The organism is Leuconostoc fallax (assembly GCF_004354645.1).
GTDB classification, from domain to species: Bacteria; Bacillota; Bacilli; order Lactobacillales; family Lactobacillaceae; genus Leuconostoc_B; species Leuconostoc_B fallax.
Genome location: NZ_PUFI01000005.1, coordinates 13175 through 38059, shown reverse-complemented (window position 1 = coordinate 38059; position 24885 = coordinate 13175). Strand labels below are relative to the sequence as shown.

Below are 24885 nucleotides of genomic sequence, written 5' to 3'. Positions count from 1 at the left end.
TCCTAGTTGAAAACACTATTTTCTGATTCACCATTCAAAATAACATCACGCGCATTGTCCAAAGCCATCGTTGTAATATCGCGGACAGCTGCTGTTGTGAAATAAGCAATGTGGGGTGTGATAAATACATTATCAAATTGCATTAATGCTTGATAATATGGATTATTTTTTAATTCAAAAATATCTTCTTTTTCTAAAGCATCGAGTGCAATGCCACTAAATTTTCCTTGTTGCAAATGCTCTATCAACGCTGGTGTATCAATAATACTACCACGCGCCGTATTAACTAAAAAAGCGTCATCCTTCATTAACTTTAGATGATCAAAATCAAATAGATGATGTGTCTGGTCATTCAATGGCACATGAATACTGATAACATCACTCATCATTAATAGTCTATCAAAGTCAACATTTTCAATACCCAGTTGCTCAAGTTCTGGCTTAACAGTTCGTGAATGAATTAAAACACGAGCGCCCATAAACTTTAGCGTTTTAGCAACAAGACCACCTAATCTCCCAGAACCATATATACCAATGGTAACGTCCGTTAACTCCTTACCAACAAATGCCTTCCTGTCCGCATGTTTTTGATGATCAAGATAGATTGGAATGTGACGCAATAGCATCAGTATCGACATAACGGTAAAATGAGCAACTGATTCGGGTGAATAATTTGGCACATTTGTAATCGTCAAATGATATTTCTTAGCAAAATTAAGATTGATATTATCATATCCTGTTGATTTTACCGAAATTTGTCGTATCCCATTTTGTGCCAATTGTGCATATAAATGTTCATCTGTTAAAAATGCTGATCCAGGATAAAATACAACACCATCGTAATCACGTGTTAAAGCAATATTATTGTCATCAATGCGTTCTGCTAATGTCTTAACCTCAACATCATTATCTTGCGCCCACTGATCAATATATGTCTTTTCAACATCCGAAACATTATAAAAAATAATTTTCATGCCCATTTTCCTTTTTTAAAGTGCAGTTTGTTGTTTTATCCTAGCAGTGGCGGCTGCCTGAGCAAGGCGTTCAATACCAACTGTAATTTCTTCTTCTGTAGGCAATGTAAAGTTAAGTCTAAAATAACGCTCATAACCTTGCCCTGCTGCACTCATAATATTACCAGGGATAACGCCAACATGATATCTGTCTAGCGCATCGTAGAAAAGAATTGGATCAATATCATGATTGAGCTTAACTGAAATAAAATAACCACCATCCGGCTCAACAAATGTCATATATTGTGACACATATTGGCGTAATGCACGCACCATGGTTTCAGCCTTTACTTTATAAATTTGGCGTAAATAGTCAATATGCTCATTAAAGTCGTAATCATCGATTAATTGACTCGCAAGATATTGCCAATATAAATTAGCAAATGAATCAGCTACTTGTTTCACCAATACTAATCGATCAAAGACAGCTTTTGGTGCTAATAGATAGCCCAATCTTGAGCCAGGTGCCAATATTTTTGAAAATGAGCCTGCATATATCACAAGACCACTTGTATCCAATGCCTTAATCTTCGGAATGGTTTCAATATTGTTATAAATTAAGTCCCCATAGGGATCATCTTCATAAATCATGACCTGATATTGCTGACAAATAGCGTAGACCTCTTGTCGTTTTTCTAGTGACATCGATGTCCCAACAGGATTTTGGAATGTCGGAATTAAATAGAGTAATTTAATTTTGTGTGCCGTATCAGCAGCTAGTGTTTGCGCTAAAACCTTTGTATCAATACACCCATTTATCATATCAAATGGTAATCCTTGGGCATTGCCACCATAAGATTTAATGGCGTTCACTGCTCCTACAAATGTTTGTTCTTCTGTCAAAACAGTATCACCCTCATTGACAAAAATTTTAAATACTAAATCCATTCCTTGCGTTGAGCCTGAAGTAATTAAAACATCATTATTTTCAACATCTAAATTTTGATATTGAGATAATCGTTCTTTTATTTGTTCTCGTAAACGAGGGATGCCCTCACTTTCACCATATTGCATAAAATCAACCGCATGTTCACGATAGATTTTATCTGATAATGTTGCTAACTTCTCAATCGGAAAAGCCTGTTCGCTCGGATATCCGTAAGTTAATTTAATATAATCGTCAGCGCTTTGAATATGTTTGGCTTGTTCTCTCAATGGATTAGGCATTAAATTCGAAACGCGTGTTGCAAATTGATAGTTGGATACTGACATATCATAAATCTCCTTTTATACATGGTCATCATACTTTAATGCACAGTGAATCGATCCAAGAATGCTTGTGTGCGACTTTCTTTTGGATGTTCAAAAATCTGCTGTGGACTACCTTCTTCAACAATGACACCATCAGCCATAAAAATAACACGATCACTGACTTCATACGCAAATTGCATTTCATGCGTCACAACAATCATTGCAACGCCAGCTGCTTTAACCGCCTTCATCACTTTAAGTACTTCACCAACAAGTTCTGGGTCTAGTGCAGCTGTCGGTTCGTCGAATAATAGTACCGTTGGATGAACTGCTAAAGCCCGTGCAATCCCAATACGTTGTTTTTGCCCTCCTGAAAGCTGGGAAGGATAATAATTACCATGTTCTGGTAACCCAATCGCCTGTAGTAATGTTTCAGCACGTTCTTCTGCTTGCTGCTGACTATAACCATGAACCAAAATCATTGGTTCCATGATATTTTGCTTAGCTGTTTTATTTAGGAATAAGGCATAATTTTGAAAAACCATCCCCATCTTACGTCTCAGCTGTAAAACTTCATCAACACTAGCCTCACCAAAGGTCACTTTTTGATCGTTGATGGTGATAGAACCAGAATCTGCTATTTCCAAAAAATTTAAACAACGGAGGAAGGTCGTTTTCCCAGATCCCGAAGGGCCTAAAATGGTCACAACTTCACCTTCATTTAATGAAAGACTAACGCCTTTAATCACCTCATTGTCATTAAAACTTTTATGAACATCTTTTACTTCAATCATGACTACGACCTCCTGAGACTTTTATCCATACGACTTTCTAATAAAACAGCACCACGTTCGATTACAATGGTCATCAACCAATAAATCATAGCGGCGGCAATATACGCCTCAAAATATTTATAATTTGAACTGGCTGCTTGTGTGGCTGCAGAGAAAATTTCAACGACTGATACCAATGAGGCAATTGCTGTACCTTTAATTAAATTAATTAACATATTAATAATCATGGGCAAAGCAACTGGTAACGTTTGTGGTATTAAAACACGACGAATTGTTTGCATTTTGGTCATGCCTAGAGAGCGTGCCGCGTCAAATTGAACTTGTTTGACTGACTCAAACGCTCCTCTAAAGGCTTCACTCAATCCCACCATCGCCATGAGTGATAGACCAATAATGGCTAAAGCACTCATCGGTAGATCACCGTAACGTATTTGCCACCCCATCGCCTTTGCCAAATGATTGAAGTTTTGCGAAGCAATTAAGAAAACTACTAAAAATACCAAAATCAAGGGTACGCCTTTTAGCATCGTAATCAGCGTAGAAAATAATTGCGATAATATTGGTACCTTGTAATATCGAACAAGCGCTACGGCCAATCCCAACGCGCCACCAATAATCAAACTAACAAAAGCCATGTAAATCGTAACTGGTACATAGCGCACAATCTGGCTAACAACTTGAAATATAAATCCAATATCGAAATTCATCTGAAACCTCCATTAATCTTTGGGAACGTAATCACCCTTGAGCCATTTTTGACTTAACTGTTTGAGCGTGCCATCTTTTTTTAATTCCGCCATGGCTTGATTAACGGCTTTCATCAACTTAGGGTCAGCTTTTTTATTAAACATAGGATAAGCACTGGAATGATTAACGGCCTTACCATAAACCAAATTTGTTTTAAATTGACGATTTAATAAGTCAATGGAATATTTTGGCGCGGGATAAACATTAAACTGATCAGAGTTAAGACCTTGTGCAATTTGTTCTACGGTATAAGTACCACGTGTTACGCCAAAAGCATTTGGATTTTTCTTCAAATAAGCATCTGTTAAAGTCGCTTGATTAGTTGAATTGGTCACATATAATTTTTTGCCTTTCGCATCTGCAAAAGTATTTAAGACACCAGTGGACTTTTTAGTTGCTAATAACGTATCCCAAATGGTATAACCAACACTTCCAAATTTGAAATCTTGTTGACGCTCTGGATTCTTTTCAATTTGATAGAAGGCCAACGATGTTTTCCCACTCTTTAGATTCGTAATCATCGTTGGAAAATCAGACAACGTTAATTTAAATTTATACTGAGGTAATTTTTTATCGATGGCTTGAATAACTGCAATATCCATACCCGCTGGTTGCCCGTTTTTGTCCAAGTAAGCAAAGGGCTGTCCATCATTACCAGAACCAACATTGATTGTCTGTACACCAGAAGCTGCCTGACTATTTTTACTTGTATGATGTAACACCATAACGCCAATAATCATTACAGCCACTATTGCCAAACCAATCCATAGACCTTTGTGATTTCCTGTTTTATTTTGCATATCATTCTCCTTTGACCACATGCATTGATTATTTTTTAATTAACTTGTTTTAGGATGCTCAATTACTGGCATTACGGGGTTAGTAGCAGCAATTGGCATTTGACGAGATGAGTAGTTGCTGCGTTTCTCTAACCAATGAAATACCCTTTCCAAAATAAAACTCAAAATGATAAAGATAATCATGGCGCTGATATAAGCTTCTACGGTATGGAATGTCGCTGTTCCCAATGCTTTTGCTTTGCCAACAACGTCTAAGACGCCAATGGTAAATGCCAACGATGTATCTTGTAGCAACGAAATGACCATCGTTGCAAAGCTAGGAATTGCAATCACCATTGCTTGAGGGAAAATAATTTTCATATACATTTGTCGTTTGGTATAACCAGATGTTAAGGCTGCTTCGCGTTGTGTTGCCGGTACGCTTTCCAAAGCCGCTCGAATAATTTCTGATAGAAACGCTGCCATATTCAGTCCATAAGTGATGAATAAATAAATAAGTGGGTTAACATTGTCCGTATTAACACCGATATAGTTTAAAAGAAATGGTAAACCATAATAGACTAAAAACATCTGAATCAAAATAGGTGTCCCACGAATGAAAGACGTAAATACAATAGCAACTTGTTTAAAAAATGGTGTATCTTCCATTCGAACAAAAGCAATTCCAGCACCAACAATCACACCAATAAGGGTTGATACAATCGTCAGTAGTAGTGTCACCGGCAAAGCAGATAAGATATCTGGTAGATATTGCCAAATAAGTTGTGGTTGGAACAGATTATTCATAGAATGCCTCCTGGTATATTGTACATATTATTTAATTTGTTAATATAAAAGGTGATAAACGATTTAAATAACAATAAAATAATTAATTGATTAAATATAGATTAAAAATAATAATACACATTATAATCTTGATAAACAATCTTTTTATAAATTCTATGCACACTGCACAATACGAATGAAAATCCTTTGGGCAATAATTTTTACTTTCTATCCTTTTTGGAGACACGCTTTAATATTTTTCGTTATTATTGGGAATGTTAAATCCCAGAATGATTTATTTTATGCAATATAAAAAGCACTAGTCATACAATTTGTTACTGTAAGACAAATGCTTATTTTGAGTTCTATTTAAGTTATAATTTGATTCTGGCACATCCGTTGTTTAAGATAAAAAATAAAAGATCGAGGTTCTAAAATGAAAAACGTTAATGAGTGGATTGAACAATTACATCTAGTAGCTCACCCTGAAGGTGGCTTTTATCGTGAAAACGGTAAAAGTAACAAGGACATATCAACTTCAACTGGTTCACGGCCGTTGCATACATCCATCCTATTTTTATTAACTAGCAATAACCCTTCACATTTTCACCGATTAACGTCAGATGAAATGTGGTTTTATCATGATGGTGCACCCTTAACCGTACATTGTTTATATCCAAACGGTACATATGAAGCGATCATAATTGGTCCAGATGTCAAAAATGGTCAGCAATTATCATGGACTGTTCCAGCAGGTACAATATTTGGCTCTACCGTTAACAATGATTTTGCTTTGGTTAGCTGTGTGGTTACACCTGGATTTACATTTAATGATTTTGAATTGTTTACACAAGCACAATTAATGGCGCTTTATCCACAGCACACTGATATTATTAAAAAATTAGCTTACCAAGAGTTACCCTAACATTCATTTTTTAGCGTTTATCTGCTTCATCAATACAGCAGATTTGAAATAAAGTGATTACTGATTTAAAAATTCAGCAACTTGCCGCGTTACCGTCTGATTATCCCGAATTTGACTATGCTGAACGTGCTCTCCTGTAACACTCATTTCAACATAACGTTGTTTTTTTGATACAAAAAAACGTAAAGCTTGTGAACTAAAGTTAGTCACGACACCATCACTTTGATCACCTATATCACCAAAGATGTTCATGATGGCTAATTGCGGGTTTAAGTTGTGGCGATTTTTGTAAAAATACTTAAAATTATCATCTTGATACAATGGTAATTGTGTCTTTTTATTAATCCGATTATGTTGGAATTCTTTTTTCATATTTGGATAATTAATTCCCATATTAAACGGTGCTGCAATTGTTACTAACTTATCTACTTTAGGATAAGCTGTCGTTTGATATGTTTTGTCCATATTGTATCTCAAGCCGACGTTGGCCCCCATAGAATGACCAGATAATGATATCGTTTTAATACCCTGCATTTTTAATGTTTTCATAAAATGAGCAAGATATTTTGTTTCATCCTTTTCCGATGTTTGCTTATCTGTAAATTCAAGCTGAAAGATATTGCCTGCTCTAGAGATTTGCTGATGATTAATTTTAAATTTTCCATCTCGATTAATTCGTATCACTTTTCGATTACGAATACTCAGCCGGCTTTGTGTCGCATCTGCAAGTTTATTGCTAGCTCGTGCGCTACTACCATATCCATGTAGAAATACTATGGTCGCATTTTCCCTGTGAACTTTTTTAGCACCTACAGTGTTCAAGATAACTACCATACTTGTCACGATGATGAGTATGAATGCTACAGTTAAAATAACCCACTTTTTTGTAAATGTCATATTTTTCTCCACGTTAAATTCACATCTGATAGTTTATCACGTAACATGTTTATTTTTATTATAGATGATTTGAGTGGGGATCATATCAGATAATTTAATGATGAGAAATATTTAAACAAAATCGCGACTCATCATTTTAGTTTTTAACATATGAATGATATTGGCTAGTTCATGAAATATAGATAACTTATTAGCTATGAAATATCGAATACTTAATAAACGTTTCCATAAAATAAAAAACAGTGCATATTATAAATAATATGCACTGTTTTTTACTCTCAATTACGATGTATGTTAAGCATGCTTAACTTTCTGGATATAAGAAAGACTCCACCTATAACACCCATAAAAATTAAGTTATTTAATGTTGGATTTTTATTAACATTCATAGTTAATTTATTTGGTTGCTTGTCGCATAATACAGAAGCATACGATACTAGCAACGTCTCCATAAAGAAACAAATGTAAAATACTGCATTCATATCGGAATACGTAAATGTACTAAACTTGTGTTGATCACTTAGACTCATTAATACTATTAATACACATAAAACAGCTACTAAACCACTTGATAAAAATAATAATATTCGTGATAATTTTTTCATGAATGTTATCCTCTCATAATTAATTTTTCTAAATATTTTTATTACTTACTATGAAAGTCATCTGAAACAGACAAAATTGATAATGAACATACCAAAAATAATGATGTTAAAGGGATATTCCCATCACTAACCCATCCCACTAAAGTTGCAATGATATAAAATGTAAAGAAAATTGAATTTAATATTAAACTGAAATTGATTACTTTATCAAAAGTAATTATCATTTTTGGCTTTCCCTCTGGTATTTTATTTTTAATCATTGTGTATTAAATAAATGCAATATAAATGTTCCATGAAGATTTTATATACGTTCATACTCATCACAACCTATTCTTATTATCCCTACCTATGAAGACCAAATAAGCAATTAATATCATAATATAGTTTTGATCAAGTACATTAATAGCCTGAATCACACCTGCGTCCCCTAGGATTAACAGTAAGCTACAAATAACTATAGGAAAAATACCACCATTTACATTGGATAAAGCCTCATTACTCATAACCTGACCATATCTTAAAGTATCCCCATTATCCTTGTTCATAATTATAATTCTCTTTCTATATACCATTTCTCATCGCTGCGCAACGAATAAATTCAATATACATTAACTGATTATTATTTCATATACTCATGCATTGAACGGTCATTTTATAGCACTGAATGGTTAAAATCAACCATTCACCTCATAATAACGACCATTCATGTTTAACTTGTAAAAAAATAAAATCTTCATTATAAAATGGAAATTGGCATTATTTTACAGGAGAGTATTGTATGAAAAGATTCCACTACATATCACAGCTAGAAGAAAAAGATTGCGGTGTAGCGGCTTTAGCCATGATTTTAAAACACTATGGTTCTGATGTTTCATTGGCTAATATACGAGAACGTTGTCAAACATCATTATCAGGAACAACTGCGTTGGGTTTAGTCAAAGCGGCTGAATCATTTAATATGTCGGTCCGTCCGATTCAAGCTGATATCACTTTATTTGATATGAATGATTTGCCTTTACCATTTATTGCCCACGTTGAGAAGAAAGCCCAATATTTACATTATTATGTCGTTTACGGTGTTACCAAAGATAAAATTTTACTGGCAGATCCCGACCCATCGGTCGGTAAAACATCGATGACTCTACAAGAATTTTCGGAAGAATGGACAGGCGTCTCATTATTCATGTCGCCTTCACCAGCTTACAAACCTGTCAAAGAAAATAAAAGTAGCATCCAATCTTTTTTGCCGATTATCCGTCATCAAAAAGGGCTCATTATTAATATTATTGCAGCTTCTTTCTTAGTGACGCTTATTAGCATTGCTGGTTCTTATTACATGCAACTAGTTATCGATACTTATATCCCTGATGGCATGTTCAATACATTAACCATTATTTCCTTTGGCCTGATTGCAACGTACATATTACAACAATTATTAGCCTTCGCCCGATCTTACTTATTAACCGTTATGGGGCAGCGGCTCTCTATCGAAGTTATCTTATCCTATGTTCGTCATCTATTTGAACTGCCTGTTAACTTCTTTGCAACTCGTCGAACTGGCGAAATTGTCACCCGTTTCAATGATGCCAATGCCATTATTGATGCTATGGCTAATACTATCCTTTCCTTATTTTTAGATTTGGGCATCACAATTATTGTTGGTAGCATTCTAGCTATTCAAAATATACAGTTGTTTTTGCTTTCCTTAATTTCGTTTCCAATTTATTTCTTAATTGTTTATTGTTTCATGAAACCCTTTGAAAAATTAAATCAAGAGCAAATGGCCAGTAATGCAACCCTAAGTTCGTCAATCATTGAAGATATTAACGGTATTGAAACCATTAAGTCTCTAACAAGTGAGCAAGTAAGTTATCAAAAAATTGACCGTGAATTTGTTGATTATTTAAAAAAGTCATTTGCACATCAAAAAAGCGAAGCTATTCAAAGTGGTATTAAACAAGCAACTCAGCTCATTATTAATGTGCTTATTTTATGGTTTGGTGCCAAGCTAGTCATTGATAACCAAATTAGTATTGGTCAATTGGTAACATATAATGCATTATTAGGCTATTTCACTGAACCCTTTCAAAATATTATTAATCTACAAGCCAAATTACAAACAGCGACTGTCGCAAATCGCCGATTGAACGAAGTTTACTTGGTCGAATCCGAATTTCAAAGCATCGAGTCACAAGAAATTCAATCAAATAATTCGCATAATATCTCAATTGATAATATTAGCTATCAGTATGGCTATCAAAGCAATATATTGACACAGTTCTCTGTCAATATTCCATTTGGTGAAAAAATTGCTTTAGTTGGTACGAGTGGATCTGGTAAATCTACACTCGCTAAGCTCTTAGTCAATTTCATATCGCCGACAACCGGCACTATCAAAATTGGCGACCAAAATATCCAGCAAATTAAACGTCAAAATTTGAGACAGCACGTCATTTATTTACCACAAAATCCATATATATTTACTGGTAGTATTCTAGATAATTTGATATTAGGTGCGCCTGAAGGCACGACACAAGAAGCTATTTTACATGCAGTTGAGCTTGCTGATATAAAAACTGATATCGAAAATATGCCTCAAAATTATCAAACTGAAATATCAGAGGATGGTGGTATGTCTGGTGGCCAAAAACAACGTATTGCCTTAGCTCGAGCACTATTAAGTGATGCGCCGATTCTTATTTTAGATGAATCAACTAGTAATCTAGATGTTGCGACTGAAAAAAAGATTATCGATAATTTGCTATCACTTAAAGACAAAACAATTATTTTTATTGCACACCGACTGACTATTGCCGAAAAAGCACACCGTGTGATTTTTCTTGAAAACGGCATGATTACTGAAGATGGTAATCACACGCACCTCATGCATAATAAAGCGCAATATTATCATCTTGTGAAGGGTTAACAGCGAAAGGTTTATCTATGTTCAACCAAAAGCTCTTAGAAAGTTCGGAATTTTATAACAAACGATATCAAAATTTCACAACACTCATTATTTTTCCAACACTCATGTTACTCACGATTTTAATTTTAATAGCTTGTTTCACTCACAAAGAAATCGTGGTTAAAAGCACTGGTGAAATAGCACCACATAAAATATTAAAAACTATACAATCAACAAGCAATAATCCTATTATTAAAAACGAATTACTCACCAAGAAAGATGTACGTGCTGGTGAGTTACTCGTACAATATCAAAATATCGAAACTGACACCAATTTAAAATTACAATCATCATCTCTCCAAGATTTACAAGAACACGCGCAAGCATTAACATGCTATCAAGATAGTATCAATCAAAATAAAAATTTATTTCTAAGTGACGATCATTATGGCTGTTCATCTGCCTACCAAAGTTATCTCGCCCAGTGCCGCAGTGTAACAGCTGATTTTCAGCAACAAGTGGAAAATCAAAATAACGCTACCCAGCAAAAAGGCATTGTATCAGACGCCTTAGCAAAGAAGAATATTGCTTTAAATCAATATCAAGCTTTACTCAACGCCATCATAAATAATACAACATTATCATCTAAAAACGATTACTACACTATTTTTTCTAATTATCAAAATCAGATACAGGGCTTATCCGCAGTCCAAATGGATAAAGTAAAAAAAGAAACAGTATCTAATATTAAGCAGCAAATTGAACAGTTAAATGATACTATCACTAATTACCGTACACAGTATGCTGGCATCACTTCTGAACACCAGAAATCAGATATACTAAAAGACAAAATAACCGAACTCAAATCTCAACAATTAGCATCAATTACAAAAGAACTCAAAGCTATTAATCAAGAAATTAAACAGCTGAGAATTCAGTACAATGCAACACAAATAAACAATAAAAATGCAATTGTCGCAAGTGAATCTGGTACCGTTAAGTTATTAGTTGATAAAACTAAGTTAGATAATATTCCTCAAGGTACCAATATTGCGCAAATATACCCTAATATTAGACAACACCCTGATCTTATCGTTAATTTTTATATTTCAACAAATGATATTTCAGCAATATCAGAGGGACAAACAATTCGTTATCATTTAACACAAAAAAATAGTAAGCCTTTAACAATCACTGGTAAAATAGCCAATATTACGGCTCATCCAGTCGCAACAAAGCAAGGTAACTTTTACCAAGTAAGCGCTAATTTAGATCTTAATGCCAAAGATTATCAAACAATCTATTATGGTCAAGTTGGTACTATTAGTGTCATTACAGGAAAACATACTTGGCTTTCTTATATCAAAAATATATTGTTGCATGCGTAGTCATTCTTATTCTCTTAGGCTGGTTAGCTATAAAAACTAAAAGACGTCACTCCTAAAGAAGTGACGTCTTTTACTACTTAAATAATAAATCTAATACCCGGTAATGTATCATAGGTTCCAACATGTAGATGATTCTCAATTCTGGCATTAGATTTTACTGTCATAATGATATTATCTAGCGCCATTGCTGCATTATCTTCAAAACCAGGCAACGATATTAATGATTTGGCTTTCTCAATATCTTCAATCACTGCTATAAATCGATAACCACTGGCATCAGTTACTTTAAATTGCTTCCCTACCAAGCGACTAAGATCAGTTTTATGATGCATTACTTCCCTCCTCCACATTTTTTATTACAAAATTAAAGTCGATTGGCTTTACCTGCTCTATTAATAATAATGCCATCAAAAGGCGGTAACTTATTGGGGTTCTTTTGTTTAATAAACCATGTTGAAACCTCGCGATTAATGGTGCGTTTAATATGATCTCTCATTTCATATTTACTAACATAATCCACATGGTCATCCATATTAAACTTTTTACAACCAATCCAGTTCACTACCGCTTCCGTATCAGTAACTGTAGCCGTAAAAATATCTTGTCCAAATACCTTATGTACCATTGCAAACTCGTAACCATCAACATTAAAAATTTTGTCCATGCAAACTCCTTTGTTTCTCTCAGTAAACTACATAATCTACACACAGAATACACCTTTTACAATCACAATACACGTGATAAGCCTTGAAAGAACGGGCTTTTGGGCTATTGCTTAACTTATTGCATAATTAGGATCATTCGAGAAAAATGGTCACAAAAAATAACGATCATAATGATCGTTATTTAAATTAATGACTAACACATAATATCTATTTTCAACCGGCACTATTTCACTTACATCTTCACTTACCTATCCGTAAAAAATAATTAAGATAGTGCTACTATTGATGGTTTAATAATTTTTGCCATCTCTTCAGTTGACCAGACTTTTTGAAAGTATACATCATGAGCCCACCTAATATTGAACCAACAACAACAGAAGGAATAAAGAACGGCATATAGTAATAAAAATGCTTTAAATCCAGACCATAAATATACTTCATAACAGGGTAAGATAACAGTGCGCCAATCACACCAACGCCCACTATTTCGCCAAGGACAGCACCCCATATTTTACCTGTTAAGCGATATAGCCATGCCGCTAAGGCCGGTGCTACTAAAATACTGACGACACTGGTTGCCGGACGAGCTTCAAAACTCATACGTGCCACTCCCGTTATTAAGCCAGACAACGTTGCGTACCATGGCCCTAATAATATTGCTGCAATAACATCAACAAAATGTTGAAATGGTGCCATGTTTGGAAAAATAATCATTGTCGATAGTGCATAACTCAACCCTGAAAGTAATGCGGCCACAACCATCTTTTTAATGCGTTGGGCCGATGTATTTATATTTTTGTGCATGATAATTTTACGTTCTTTGAACGTCCTTTCTCTCCTGCTCTCCTGCTCTCCTGAATTTGCTAACGATCCTTTTAGATCGTGTCGGTCGTGATAAACGTATCACCTCTCACCCCGCATGATAAAAATCGGGTTCCCTCGCAAAATATTTGAGATGACTCAAGTTAAGTGCTCCCTTACCTTAAGCTGAAAGCAGACGCTTTCTCATCTTTATGACATCGCCTCCTTAAAATAAAAAACGCCATTTAGCACACAAAAGTGACTAAACAGCGTATAGCATACGTATTATGAGTTACTTTCCTACGCTAGTATCACCTAGATCAGGTTCGAAGGGTCCACGATTGTGTCTCAGCTATAATAGCTCCCCTAGTAAATAAATATTCAATTATTGCATCTAGTATACCAAAATATACCGCATAATACTATTAACCATTGATTGCCACACATCATGAGGCTTGCTTGTTTAAAATGGACTCCATTTTTAGAATGCGGCGTTCCTTAAACACAAGATAGATTAATAAAAGAATAGCAATAAATGATGCAATATAAATTACGATAGATTCAGCACTCCAACCGAATTTATCAACTAAATTACCAATTAATGCCGTAGCCATAGTTTCTCCGAAAACATATTGGAAGAAGCCCATAAAACCAGTCGACAACCCAACCGCGTAATTTGGCACAGCTTCATTAACCATTAAACCAACAAGTGCAAGCGGTGCATAAATCAAGCTACCCAAAACAAACAACATAATAGTTATGACCAAATGATTACTACTTGTAAAGTAAGCAACCAAACAACCAGCCATACCAATACTACAAATTAAACATACTAATGACCGGCGACCTTTAATCAAGTCGGATAATGCCCCCATCAAAATAACACCAGGAACTGCTGATAACTCAAAGATACCAATAAACCACTTTGCCCATTCAACACTAAATCCTTTAGTAGGTAAATAACTAGGAATCCAACTCATAATGCCATAACGAACAATGTATATCATCATTGATGTCAGTGTCACTGCCCACACAACTTTATTGGTTAAAATATCTTGGACAAAAATTGTACCAAAAGATTTATCAGTCAGTGATGTAGCCGTTGGCTGTCCGTCTTCATCAACCTCTTCATAACCAGAGTACTCTGCAATATTCGGTAATCCAGCTGATTCAGGGCGATCCGTATTAATCAGTAACATAGCTGTTGCAATAATAGCTGAAAAAACTGAAGCTGTGACGAATACTGCTGTCAACGAACCCGAAAATAAGAACGTTGCTAATTGCACTGATGCCACACAGAAGAACGCCCCTGCATTATGAGCTGAAGCCCAAATTGAAAAGGCAGTACCTCGATGCTTTTTGGAAAACCACAAACTAATTTGTCGCTGACACGCCGGTGCCCCCATAGCTTGTGTTACTGCTATAAATAACATTAGAAATAAAATAACATAATAATTCTGTGTAAAACCTATCAGTAAGTTAAAGAAACAAGATAAGTATAAACCAAAAGCCAAGAACCGTTCAGTATTAGATTTATCCACTAAAGCGCCCATAAATAACTTAGCCACACCATAGCCGATACCAAACGTCGATAGTATAAATCCTACCTGACCTAAAGTAAAACCATATGCCTTCATTAGAGGGACCTGTTCCGTTGTAAATATCAGACGAATAATATAATATCCAATATAACTAAAACACGTCGCCACTAAAACACCTAGTTGACGTCTTTTGTACTCAGACTCTACCTTATGTCCTTCAATTTTAGGTGCTGACGGTAAAGGCTTTAAGAAATTCAACATGTCATGCCATCCTTTCAATATAATATGTCCCTGTTAGACATATTCTCTCTACGCTTTTAGCCTACCACTATATGTATGCGCTTACAACACCGAGATGATACACCTTTCCCGCTAAAATTGCAGTTGACCTTATCCCTATTTGTGAACTATACTGAAATTCCTTACGCTGATTAAGAAGCGATATTGGCATGATATGGATAAGACAGGGAGCATGTATGAGCATCACATATACCAAAGTGCATAATAGACACGATATGATTCATAAATTTTGTCAGTTTACCTTGCAAACACCACGATTTCAATTTCACGATACAATTTCAATTGGTTTTATTGAAAAGGGGCATTGTCTAGCCCATGTTGATAGTATCCGGCAACTTGGTCCAAATACACTCGTTGTTATCCCTGCACAATATGTCCATTGGTGTCAACCAATTGACCCGTTACATTGGCAATACCAAATGCTTTTTCTTGAGCCAAAATTAATGCAGTCTGCGACACATCCAATGGCAATTAAACTCACAACAATGCAAAGCCAGCAATTAAAAAACATATTGCATCGCTTAGCCTCAGGCTCACAAGCAACACAACATGCCGAATTGAATCAATTAACAACTTTTTTACAGCATCATACATTAAATAATGTCGTAGATCATACAATACCGCATCAAGTCGACCCACGCTTAACAGAAGCCAAAAGTTATATCAAAACTAACTATGCCTCACCACTAAGCATGCCATATCTTGCCCATACAGTTGGTATGACACAATTTCATTTTACTCGTCTCTTCAAAAAGTACTATCATATTTCGCCAAATAAATATTTGGTGAATTGTCGAATTAATCATGCACAAAAACAACTGCTAAACGCTAATTCACAATCAATGGCGGCTATAGCTACTCAAAATGGTTTTTACGATGAAAGTCATTTCAATAAATTATTTAAACAATATACAGGTATTACACCCAAACATTACCAAACACAACTTAACGTAAAAGTGGTAAATCACCAGCAAAATGATTAACCTTCTTTTTGTCACCATATAAACAAATACCTAAAAATTGAATATCTTGTGTTTGCACTTTCTGAATGCTTTCAGTGTATTCAACATAATTTTGGGCCGTTTGGGCACAATCTGTAAAAGCAATAACAGAAATATTGTCAGTATTCGATGCCTCTGAATGAATTCCTGCAATTTTTTCGGCATTACTTTTTAAGACTGGGATGGGAATATTTACAATGCCTGGAAAAAGGATGCCTTCTTGACTCACTATATCATCCCCATTAATTTCAGGATGCAGCTTACCTAAAGCGGCACCAAGAATAGCTCCCGTATTAGCAATAATCCCTAAAGGTAATTCAGGGTCTATAATCAAAACACATTTTGTTGACATCACATCAACTCCTTTAGCTTAGTATATTAACCATTAAACACTGATTTTAAACTTTTAAATTGTATAAAATTGCTATTATTTTAACAAAAAAGTAAACTAACCGACTTATCTTTTTATATCATCGTGCGCTAATATATCAATCTCACTCAGTAAGGCATTTAATCGATGATTACTGACTTGAACTATATCGCACATCCAACTCTTTAAATAAAAATGGTCAATAAAAAGCCAAAAACCATATATATGGTTTTTGGCTTTTTCAATTAACAATTATTCGATACCTGATCCTGCCTCAATACTATCTGGCAAAATGGTCACTGTTACTTTACCATTCTTTTCAGCAGAGAGAATCATACCTTCACTCATCTCACCTGCCATTTTGCGTGGTTTCATATTAGCAACGATAGCCACCGTTTTTCCGATCAGAGCTGTTGGCTCTGGATACCATTTACGAATACCTGAAAGGATTTGTCTTGGTTTACCAGAACCATCATCCAATGTAAACTTAAGAAGTTTTTCTGATTTTGCCACAATTTCACCAGCTGTGATTTTAGCTGCAAGAATTTGTACCTTGTCAAAATCATCATAAGCAATTGGTGCTTTTTCTACTACTGCTTCGGTTTGTGCTTTTTGTTTGGCTTCTTCTTTAGCTGCACGTCCCTTACCTTTAGTATCTTTAGAAACCAAACCTGCAATAAAGGTTACTTCCTCTTCAAAATTTTGACGTGGGAAGATTGGTTGTCCCTTCTTCACAACTTTTCCACCTGTTGGTAAGCCACCAAAAGATAGATTAGCAATACGCACACCCTCTTTGGGATAATCTAATCCAAGTTGTTCAAATATTTTGGCAGGTGCTTGTGTCAGTACAGGTTGCAATAGTACAGCAGTAACTCTTAGCGAAGCCGCCAAATGTGCCATGACACTTGACAACTCATCTGCACGCGCTTCATCTTTTGCCAAAACCCAAGGTTGTGTTTCATCAATATATTTATTGGCACGACGAATAATCGTCCATATTGACTCCAAAGCATCTGCTGTCCGTAATTTGTTGAAATGCTGATGATACGTTACCATACTTTCGTTAATAATCCGAATTAAATCTTCATCAAATGACGTTTTACCGGTTGCTAACTTTGGAATAATGCCCTCTTCGTACTTATTAATCATGGCAATTGTCCGATTAAGTAAATTACCAAGGTCGTTTGCCAAATCAAAATTAACACGACTCACAAAGTCCTCAGGTGTAAAGACACCATCATTACCAAATGGCATTGCTCGTAATAGATAGTAACGTACTGCATCAAGACCATAACGTTGTTCTAATACTTCAGGGTAAATAACGTTACCCTTTGATTTAGACATTTTACCGTCTTTCATCACTAACCAACCGTGCCCAATCACTGATTTTGGTAGTGGTAAGCCTAGTGCATGTAAAATAATTGGCCAATAAATCGTATGGAAACGCACAATTTCTTTACCAACTAATTGTGCATTAGCTGGCCAATAGCGTTGGAATAATGTATCATCAGCACTACCATAACCCAAGGCAGTAATATAGTTGGCCAAGGCATCGATCCACACATAAATGACATGCTTTTCATCACCAGGTACCTTAACACCCCAATCAAAACTGGTTCTTGTCATGGCAAGATCTTCCAAGCCAGGCGCTATAAAGTTACTGATCATTTCATTCATTCGTGCCTCAGGCTGAATAAAATTAGGATGCAATTTATAGTAGTCCAATAACCAGTCAGCATACTTACTCATCTTAAAGAAGTAAGCTTCTTCTTTGACTAGCTCAACTTCGTGTCCTGATGGTGCTTTACCGCCAATTACCTTACCATTATCATCATGATACACTTCGGCTAATTGTGATTCCGTAAAGTATTCTTCGTCAGATACTGAATACCATCCCTCGTATTCGCCTTTATAAATATCACCTTGATCTAGCAATTGTTTAAAAATATTCTGAACTGCTGCTTCATGCTGTGGTTCAGTTGTTCGAATAAATTGATCATATGAAATATCCATTAATGACCATAATTCTTTAATTTGTTTCGCCATACCATCCAAATATTGAATTTCAGATTGTCCAGCTGCTTGTGCTTTTTGTTGGATTTTGAGCCCATGTTCATCAGTCCCAGTCAAAAAATAAACATCTTGACCTAACAGGCGATGATAGCGCGCTGCAGCATCAGCCAAAACCGTGGTATAGGTATTGCCTAACTGTAATTTCCCTGATGGGTAATAAATTGGTGTTGTAATATAAAATGTATTATCTTCACGCTTTGCAAATTGTTGCTCTGCCTTAGAAAACTTATCATAAATAACAGCACTATCTGTTAGATTTCCAGTGTTAAATAAGACATTATTTGGTTCTGACATATGAGTCCTCTTTCCTTTTACCGTATGAGGTAATATAAATTTATTATAGCGAATTTTAAGCTATTTTGATACCGCCGCCGCTGCTTTGTATAGATAACATCTCCCAATCAAATGTGTATAAATGAGCAGGCAGCTACTTAATTCTCATACGTATACTGTTTTTTGAAAAGCGGTGAAGCTGTCGCATGATAAGCCTTGGGTTGCATAATATTGACATGTAACATATCGTGTTTCCCATTTAACTGCAACATACATTGTCCCGGCTGCAATCTTTGATATTGTAATAAATCGTCAACTTTTGGCGTTACCAAACAATTGAGTTCCTCTGAATCATTCAACTGGTGAATTAATATGCTACCAAATTGTCCCCGCAATTGGGCTGGTAAGTCAAGTGGCGATTGTGTCGACAATGCAACGTATAAACCATACTTTCTGCCTTCCCGAATCAACTTAAATAAACCAGATTCCGTCAGATTTTCATGCTCTGCCGGGATAAAGCGATGGGATTCATCCAAAAAAAGTGTGATGGGAAAACGATATGCACTTGTCGCTCTTAACACTAAAAGATGTCTTAATAAAATAGATAAAACTAAGCGGCTTTGTGAGCCTTGTACCATTAACGCACTAATATCAATGACCAACGTTAATTGGCCTTGATGTTCAGAAAATAATTTTAAAATGTAAAACAAGTCTGTCTGTGTTTGTTTCGCCACATGATGATCATGCCTATTGAAAATATACTGTAAATTTGGTGATTGCAATGCTTGTTTCATTGCCAACAAAGTCAACCAATGCGCTTTGATGTTATGATAATCGAGTACTTGTCCTAATAAGCTATAATCCGCTCGATCATCACTCAACGGCACAACAAATTCCTGAATAACTTGATCAAGCAACAGGTTAGCATCATAATCTGTTCCAAACATTTTTAAAGCCGTCTGTTGTTGTTGAAATACTTCTTGTGATTGATTAACTTTTTGGTACAATCCCGGTTGTTGGATGACGTTCTTTTGTATTTTAAGTGATGTCATAGCAGCGTCAATTTGCTTGACTAAAGTCCCTTTAGCATCACCTAACAAATCCGCAATTTCTTTTGCCGAAAAATGACTAAAATCTAAATTAGCATTTTGCCCTAACTTATACTGCACTGAATGCGCTAAATCATGATACTCGCCTGTTGGATCAAGTATGATGGTTGCCTGTTGTTTTGATTGTAGACTTTCTACCAATTTTAGTAGAGATGTTGATTTACCACTACCAGTAGCACCAGTGATTAATAAATGATGTGCTAACAGTGCATTAGCATCAAGGTCGACCTGCTCGTTGGCAATAGTATTTTTTGCAAAATTATCAATAATCACTTTAACTTTCTCCTAACATTTTTTATCTTATCAATATAGACACACTCAAAATTGGCATGTAATTTATTCTTTCACGTAGCATATTCTAAGGTGTTTTGATACCATAAGGTTAACAGTTTGGAGGGGAAAATGACACAATTAGATCAAATTCAGCAATTCATGCAGCAAGTTTTGGGTAATGATGAAACAGGACATGGCACTGACCATATTGAGCGCGTTCTAGCTTTATCTAATACAATTTTAGAACATGAGCCAAGTGCTGATCCTTTTATCGTACGCGCTGCAGCGCTATTACATGATACCTATGATGATAAATTATTCAGTGATGTTGTCGCAGCCAAACAACGTGTAGCTGATTTTCTTAATAGTATTGATGTAACGAAGGCACAACAGACTGCTATTTTCTATATCATTGACAATATGTCTTGGTCTAAATCACTAGATGGTGCTGCTCCATTAGATATTAATGGACAAATTGTTCAGGATGCGGATCGATTAGAAGCTATTGGTGCTATTGCAGTCGCTCGAACAATTGAATATGGTGTTCATGCACATCATGCACTTTATGATCCTAACATCAAGCCACGTCATCACATGGACAAAAAAGAATATCGAAAGGGAAGTTCTACTGCCATTAATCATTTTTATGAAAAACTCTTTCTACTTAAAGATTATCTCAACACCGATACAGCTAAAAAAATTGGGGCTGGGCGTCATCAATTTATGTTAGATTTCGTACATCAATTCGAAGATGAATGGCAATTAAAAAAATAAAGCCAAAATAAAAAAGGTAAGATACAATGTATCTTACCTTTTTATTTTGATTTTATTGCTTAGCAGCAGTAATCCGTTCGTTAAAGTTCAGATTGGCTACACCTTGATCCAATAATTTCTCAATTGCATCATCTTGTGACTCGCCGTGCTTACGTTCTAATTCATTTTCATATGCATCAACATATTGATCTTCAAACATATCATACAATTCGTCATTAGATTTACCATTATGAATATCGGTACTATTATTTTGAACAAACTTGTCCAAATCTGAATTCAAGCGTTCATTCACTTTATCTTGACTGGGTAAATTATAACCACCAGGCATACTGCTGCTACTGCTACTACTTGTCGTGCTACTACCACCACTACCTGACTGCGAATAAGAGGTACTGGTAGACTGTTCTTGTGGTGTATCTGTTCGATCATCACGATCGTCTTGTAATTCGCTATAAGTATAAAACGCTATACCACAGACTACTAATGTGACCAAAGAAGAAATAATACCAATTAAAACACCTTTTTTCATGTACACGCCTCATTTCCTAGTGCTTGTCTAATTTTCTGAAATGTAACCGTTTGACTCCTTACTAATATTCTACTGAATACCAACTTTAAGGTCTAGGAAAGTGCTTGAAAAAAGCTTGTCCATTAAGTAATGGACAAGCTAAATTGCATCTATTAACCGCGACCCATTAATTTTTTGAGTAGCCGATAGATTTTATATTTAAGGGGCTGAACTGGCATCATGAAGTTTCCCACGAGTTGACGTGCAGAACCATTAAAGGCAGTTTTAAAGCCCAAAACGCCATCAGTGCCATCAAAGCGGCCAGCAATACCATAGAAATTATAACGCTTTATACCGGCTTGAACAGCTTGATTAATCATTACATCTTGGATTTGGTAAGGACCATAATAGTCCATATACGTCTCATCAGTACCAGAGAATAAGTAATTCATTTCTTGTGGTTGTTGAATAAATAAAGCACAAGCAACAACGACTTCATCAACACCAGCTTGTTGATGTTGTTCTTCAGCTTTGTTAATACGCTTTTTATGCTGCTGACGCTGATCGTCAAATTCCGCATACTGACGTTTAAATTTATCGTTAGCGGGATACTTTTCAATTTTTTGATTAATTTTATCCAATTTAGCAGTTAATGCACTCACTTTTTGCTGTTCTTCTTGAATATAGTTATTAAAATTCAATTCAGCAAATAAAAATGTCGCACGATCACCATAAACATCATAAACAGTCTCATAAAAATTGAGATCCTTATCATGATAATGTAGACGATCAGCTGTCTTTTGTGTTAAAGCTTTAAAATCGGCTAAATCTGATTTTTTTAACTGACGTAATTTAATACCGAACTGCTTATTTTTTTTCAGATAATATACTGCATTCTTAGTGTAAGATTGATGAACTGACTTCTCATCACTTAATTCTGATAGATCTTTAATGTACTCCCACTCTGGTGAAGCAACCGTTGTAAAGCCATCCGAGAATGGTTGATGCACAAATCCCAAACGTGACATTTGGTCAAAGAATGATGTATTCTTGTCACCAATTGTTTCACCGTGATTGTCTGTTAATTGGAATGTTACATTAGGCCGTACCTCAATATACAAACCATTATGCGCCTTAGCAAACATCTTGAAAGCTGCAAAAAAGTACGCTACTAACTCTTGGTTATCAAAATCAAGTAATGGGCCACGATCAAGTGACATCACATAACCCAGTCGAACAGTTTCGCGCAACACTAGCGCTGTAGCTACCACTTCATTATTTTTGGTTTCTTTTACACCGACCAACCAAATTTTATACCCACGCTTTTTTAGTAATTCAGCCTGAGATTGAGATTGTAGAAAAGTACCTAATTGGTGTTGCTTTTCAAATTGATCAAATTCTTCATTAGTAAGTTCAGTAAACTGATAAGTCATAAGTAAAAAATCCTCTGTAATTCACTATACATGAAAACATAAAAAAAAGTAGGGGGTACCCCTACTTTTTTCATAAATTTATTGTGCGTCAACCACGATCCAACCGTTGTAGTATCCAACACCGGCTGAAGAAAGATTAGGGTTAATGATAAATTCAGTATGTCCACCGTTAACCATACCTGTTTCATTATACCAAGCATCGATAACTGCTGCACCGGCACCGAAGCCATTGGCAACAACTTCAGGTGTATTTGAACCTTCATGCAAACTGAACCAGTTTGAGTTAGATGCCATTTGTTGTGCACGCGCTTGTGCTTTAGCTGATAATGAAGCATTCAATGATACTGGCTTCAAACCAAGTTGGGCACGCTTAGCGTTCCATGCATTAATTGTTGCATCAGCACTAGTTGAAGATACTGTTGATGTAGATGTTGCAGATGATGTTGATGTCTTTTCAACAGTTGCAGCTTGAGTTTGTGTTGATGTCGTTGTTGAAGCTTGAGCTGTATTTTGTGTTGCTTGTGTAGTTGTCTTCTTAGACGTACTTACACTACCGTTTGCCTTATAAGCATCATATTCAGCTTGTGTCATGTAGTTATCGCCGTTTGCATCGGCATCAGCAATATATGACAAGGCTTGCTCTTGCTTTTGTACAGGTGCTGTTGCCTTGGGCTCAGCAGCCTTAGGTGCAGCAGGTGTTTGTGATGATGCTGCAGAAGATGCTTGTGATGAAGCAACTGGTGCTGTTACAGAAGAAGTAGATGCTTGTGTTGATGATACTGCATTATTTTGTGTTGCTGATTCTGTAGAAGATGCAGGTGCTTGTGTTGATGATTCTGCACTGCTTTGTGATGAGGATTCTGCAGAAGATGCAGGTGCTGCTTGTGATGCTACTGTTGTCTTAGCAGGTGTTACTGAACTTTGTGATGATTGTTCAGATGTTGCTACAGATGATACTGGTGCTTGTGTTGATGCACTTGGTGCAGTAGCAGTGTTTTGAGTTGAAGTTGCTGAACTTTGTGCTACGGATGACTGTGCAGGTGCTGCTACAGAAGATGCAGGTGCTTGTGTTGATGACACTGCACTGCTTTGTGATGATGATGATTGTGATGAAGCAGCAGGTGCTTGTGTTGTAGGCGCAACCTTAGTAGTGGCTGCGTTTCCTGACAACTTCAATGACTGACCAACAAGAATTAAATCAACGTTTGAAATATTGTTAGCAGCAGCGAGTGTTTCTACTGAAACATTATGTGCAGCAGCAATGGCGCGAAGTGTGTCACCAGCAACTACTGTATAAGTACCAGAAACTTTAGCAGTTTGTGGTTGTACAGCTTTAGCTGTTGCTGTCTTAGTAGTTGAAGTTTCTAACTTTTGACCCGCAATAATCAAATTAACATTTGAGATATTGTTAGCCTTAGCAAGTGCGTCAACAGTTGTGTTGTAACGAGATGCCAAGCTGTAAAGTGTGTCCCCTGACTTGATGTTAATTGTGTCAGCTGAAACTTGTGATGCACCTGCAACGGCGAAAGCACCGGCTGTGGCTGCGATTGATTTAGCAATAGTTGATGGTTTCATAAATACCTCTTTTTGAAAAATTCTTTTTATACTGACTTAAACTCTATACGATATGATGTTTAAAATTATTCTGTTTTTCTTAACTCAACAGTGTCCAGTATAACAATGTACTATGTCATTAACATAATTTGAATTTTTCAGAATGCTTTCATTGATAAG

General features: G+C 35.8%; 23 protein-coding genes and 1 riboswitch. Of the genes, 5 read left to right on the top strand and 18 right to left on the bottom strand.

The annotated features are described in order from the left end of the window. Positions 1-2: 2 nt before the first annotated feature. The 6 genes from C5L23_RS00765 to C5L23_RS00740 are packed head-to-tail and all read right to left on the bottom strand — an operon-like array spanning position 3 to position 5331. On the bottom strand, positions 3-974 hold the full coding sequence (locus tag C5L23_RS00765; RefSeq protein WP_010008474.1) for an NAD(P)-dependent oxidoreductase: 972 nt from the start codon (positions 972-974) through the stop codon (positions 3-5). Positions 975-989: 15 nt separating this feature from the next. Continuing rightward, entirely contained in the window at positions 990-2225 is a 1236-nt protein-coding gene (locus C5L23_RS00760; RefSeq protein ID WP_010008473.1) for an aminotransferase-like domain-containing protein, read from the bottom strand. Positions 2226-2260: 35 nt separating this feature from the next. Next, on the bottom strand, positions 2261-2998 hold the full coding sequence (locus tag C5L23_RS00755) for an amino acid ABC transporter ATP-binding protein (RefSeq protein ID WP_010008472.1): 738 nt from the start codon (positions 2996-2998) through the stop codon (positions 2261-2263). Between the two features lie 2 nt (positions 2999-3000). Beyond that, a complete protein-coding gene (locus C5L23_RS00750) occupies positions 3001-3705 on the bottom strand; it encodes an amino acid ABC transporter permease (RefSeq protein WP_010008471.1) in 705 nt (234 codons plus the stop codon). Positions 3706-3717: 12 nt separating this feature from the next. Next, positions 3718-4545: a transporter substrate-binding domain-containing protein gene (locus tag C5L23_RS00745; protein WP_133264147.1), complete on the bottom strand. Its 828-nt coding sequence runs from the start codon at positions 4543-4545 to the stop codon at positions 3718-3720. 39 nt (positions 4546-4584) lie between these two features. Next, a complete protein-coding gene (locus tag C5L23_RS00740) occupies positions 4585-5331 on the bottom strand; it encodes an amino acid ABC transporter permease (RefSeq protein ID WP_010008469.1) in 747 nt (248 codons plus the stop codon). A gap of 415 nt (positions 5332-5746) precedes the next feature. Here C5L23_RS00740 and C5L23_RS00735 point away from each other — a divergent pair, with 415 nt between their 5' ends. After that, positions 5747-6235: a cupin domain-containing protein gene (locus tag C5L23_RS00735; RefSeq protein WP_010008468.1), complete on the top strand. Its 489-nt coding sequence runs from the start codon at positions 5747-5749 to the stop codon at positions 6233-6235. 57 nt (positions 6236-6292) lie between these two features. Here C5L23_RS00735 and C5L23_RS00730 read toward each other — a convergent pair whose 3' ends face one another. Together C5L23_RS00730 and C5L23_RS00725 are read right to left on the bottom strand one after the other, a co-directional pair. Beyond that, complete coding sequence (locus C5L23_RS00730) at positions 6293-7132, bottom strand: alpha/beta hydrolase (RefSeq protein WP_133264146.1); 840 nt, start codon at positions 7130-7132, stop codon at positions 6293-6295. A gap of 925 nt (positions 7133-8057) precedes the next feature. Then, positions 8058-8282: a hypothetical protein gene (locus C5L23_RS00725; RefSeq protein ID WP_010008463.1), complete on the bottom strand. Its 225-nt coding sequence runs from the start codon at positions 8280-8282 to the stop codon at positions 8058-8060. Between the two features lie 233 nt (positions 8283-8515). Between C5L23_RS00725 and C5L23_RS00720 the strand changes: the two genes are divergently transcribed. Together C5L23_RS00720 and C5L23_RS00715 are read left to right on the top strand one after the other, a co-directional pair. Continuing rightward, positions 8516-10663, top strand: a complete 2148-nt coding sequence (locus C5L23_RS00720; RefSeq protein ID WP_133264145.1) for a peptide cleavage/export ABC transporter — start codon at positions 8516-8518, stop codon at positions 10661-10663. Positions 10664-10680: 17 nt separating this feature from the next. Then, positions 10681-12030 (top strand): bacteriocin secretion accessory protein, encoded by a 1350-nt coding sequence (locus tag C5L23_RS00715; protein ID WP_133264144.1) that lies wholly within the window; start codon positions 10681-10683, stop codon positions 12028-12030. 77 nt (positions 12031-12107) lie between these two features. On the opposite strand, the gene C5L23_RS00710 is transcribed toward C5L23_RS00715, so the two are convergent. The 4 genes from C5L23_RS00710 to C5L23_RS00695 all read right to left on the bottom strand — a co-directional run bounded on the left by C5L23_RS00710 (position 12108) and on the right by C5L23_RS00695 (position 15298). After that, positions 12108-12362 carry a hypothetical protein gene (locus C5L23_RS00710; RefSeq protein ID WP_010008459.1) on the bottom strand — a complete coding sequence of 85 codons (255 nt, stop codon included), beginning with the start codon at positions 12360-12362 and terminating at the stop codon, positions 12108-12110. A 32-nt stretch (positions 12363-12394) separates the two neighbouring features. Further along, positions 12395-12694, bottom strand: coding sequence for a hypothetical protein (locus C5L23_RS00705; RefSeq protein ID WP_010008458.1), 300 nt, complete (start codon positions 12692-12694; stop codon positions 12395-12397). Positions 12695-12974: 280 nt separating this feature from the next. Then, positions 12975-13499, bottom strand: a complete 525-nt coding sequence (thiW, locus tag C5L23_RS00700) for an energy coupling factor transporter S component ThiW (protein WP_010008456.1) — start codon at positions 13497-13499, stop codon at positions 12975-12977. A gap of 277 nt (positions 13500-13776) precedes the next feature. Next, positions 13777-13874: riboswitch (TPP riboswitch) on the bottom strand. 68 nt (positions 13875-13942) lie between these two features. After that, positions 13943-15298 (bottom strand): MFS transporter, encoded by a 1356-nt coding sequence (locus tag C5L23_RS00695; RefSeq protein ID WP_010008455.1) that lies wholly within the window; start codon positions 15296-15298, stop codon positions 13943-13945. 215 nt (positions 15299-15513) lie between these two features. On the opposite strand from C5L23_RS00695, the gene C5L23_RS00690 reads away from it, so the two are divergent. Beyond that, on the top strand, positions 15514-16320 hold the full coding sequence (locus tag C5L23_RS00690) for a helix-turn-helix transcriptional regulator (protein ID WP_170168004.1): 807 nt from the start codon (positions 15514-15516) through the stop codon (positions 16318-16320). On the opposite strand, the gene C5L23_RS00685 is transcribed toward C5L23_RS00690, so the two are convergent. The 3 genes from C5L23_RS00685 to C5L23_RS00675 form a co-directional block, all read right to left on the bottom strand. Beyond that, positions 16283-16690: a DUF2000 domain-containing protein gene (locus C5L23_RS00685; RefSeq protein ID WP_010008451.1), complete on the bottom strand. Its 408-nt coding sequence runs from the start codon at positions 16688-16690 to the stop codon at positions 16283-16285. The two genes, C5L23_RS00690 and C5L23_RS00685, sit on opposite strands and share 38 nt — an antisense overlap. A gap of 270 nt (positions 16691-16960) precedes the next feature. After that, positions 16961-19075, bottom strand: coding sequence for a methionine--tRNA ligase (gene metG / locus C5L23_RS00680; RefSeq protein ID WP_133264142.1), 2115 nt, complete (start codon positions 19073-19075; stop codon positions 16961-16963). A gap of 137 nt (positions 19076-19212) precedes the next feature. Further along, on the bottom strand, positions 19213-20436 hold the full coding sequence (locus tag C5L23_RS00675) for an ATP-binding protein (protein ID WP_010006928.1): 1224 nt from the start codon (positions 20434-20436) through the stop codon (positions 19213-19215). Between the two features lie 129 nt (positions 20437-20565). On the opposite strand from C5L23_RS00675, the gene C5L23_RS00670 reads away from it, so the two are divergent. After that, complete coding sequence (locus C5L23_RS00670; protein ID WP_133264141.1) at positions 20566-21210, top strand: HD domain-containing protein; 645 nt, start codon at positions 20566-20568, stop codon at positions 21208-21210. A gap of 52 nt (positions 21211-21262) precedes the next feature. Here the strand turns inward: C5L23_RS00670 and C5L23_RS00665 are convergent, their stop codons facing one another. The 3 genes from C5L23_RS00665 to C5L23_RS00655 form a co-directional block, all read right to left on the bottom strand. Next, positions 21263-21739: a hypothetical protein gene (locus C5L23_RS00665; RefSeq protein WP_029508582.1), complete on the bottom strand. Its 477-nt coding sequence runs from the start codon at positions 21737-21739 to the stop codon at positions 21263-21265. A 152-nt stretch (positions 21740-21891) separates the two neighbouring features. Then, positions 21892-23151: an aminoacyltransferase gene (locus C5L23_RS00660; RefSeq protein WP_133264140.1), complete on the bottom strand. Its 1260-nt coding sequence runs from the start codon at positions 23149-23151 to the stop codon at positions 21892-21894. Between the two features lie 78 nt (positions 23152-23229). Beyond that, positions 23230-24726 (bottom strand): LysM peptidoglycan-binding domain-containing protein, encoded by a 1497-nt coding sequence (locus C5L23_RS00655; protein ID WP_010006932.1) that lies wholly within the window; start codon positions 24724-24726, stop codon positions 23230-23232. Between the last annotated feature and the right edge of the window lie 159 nt (positions 24727-24885).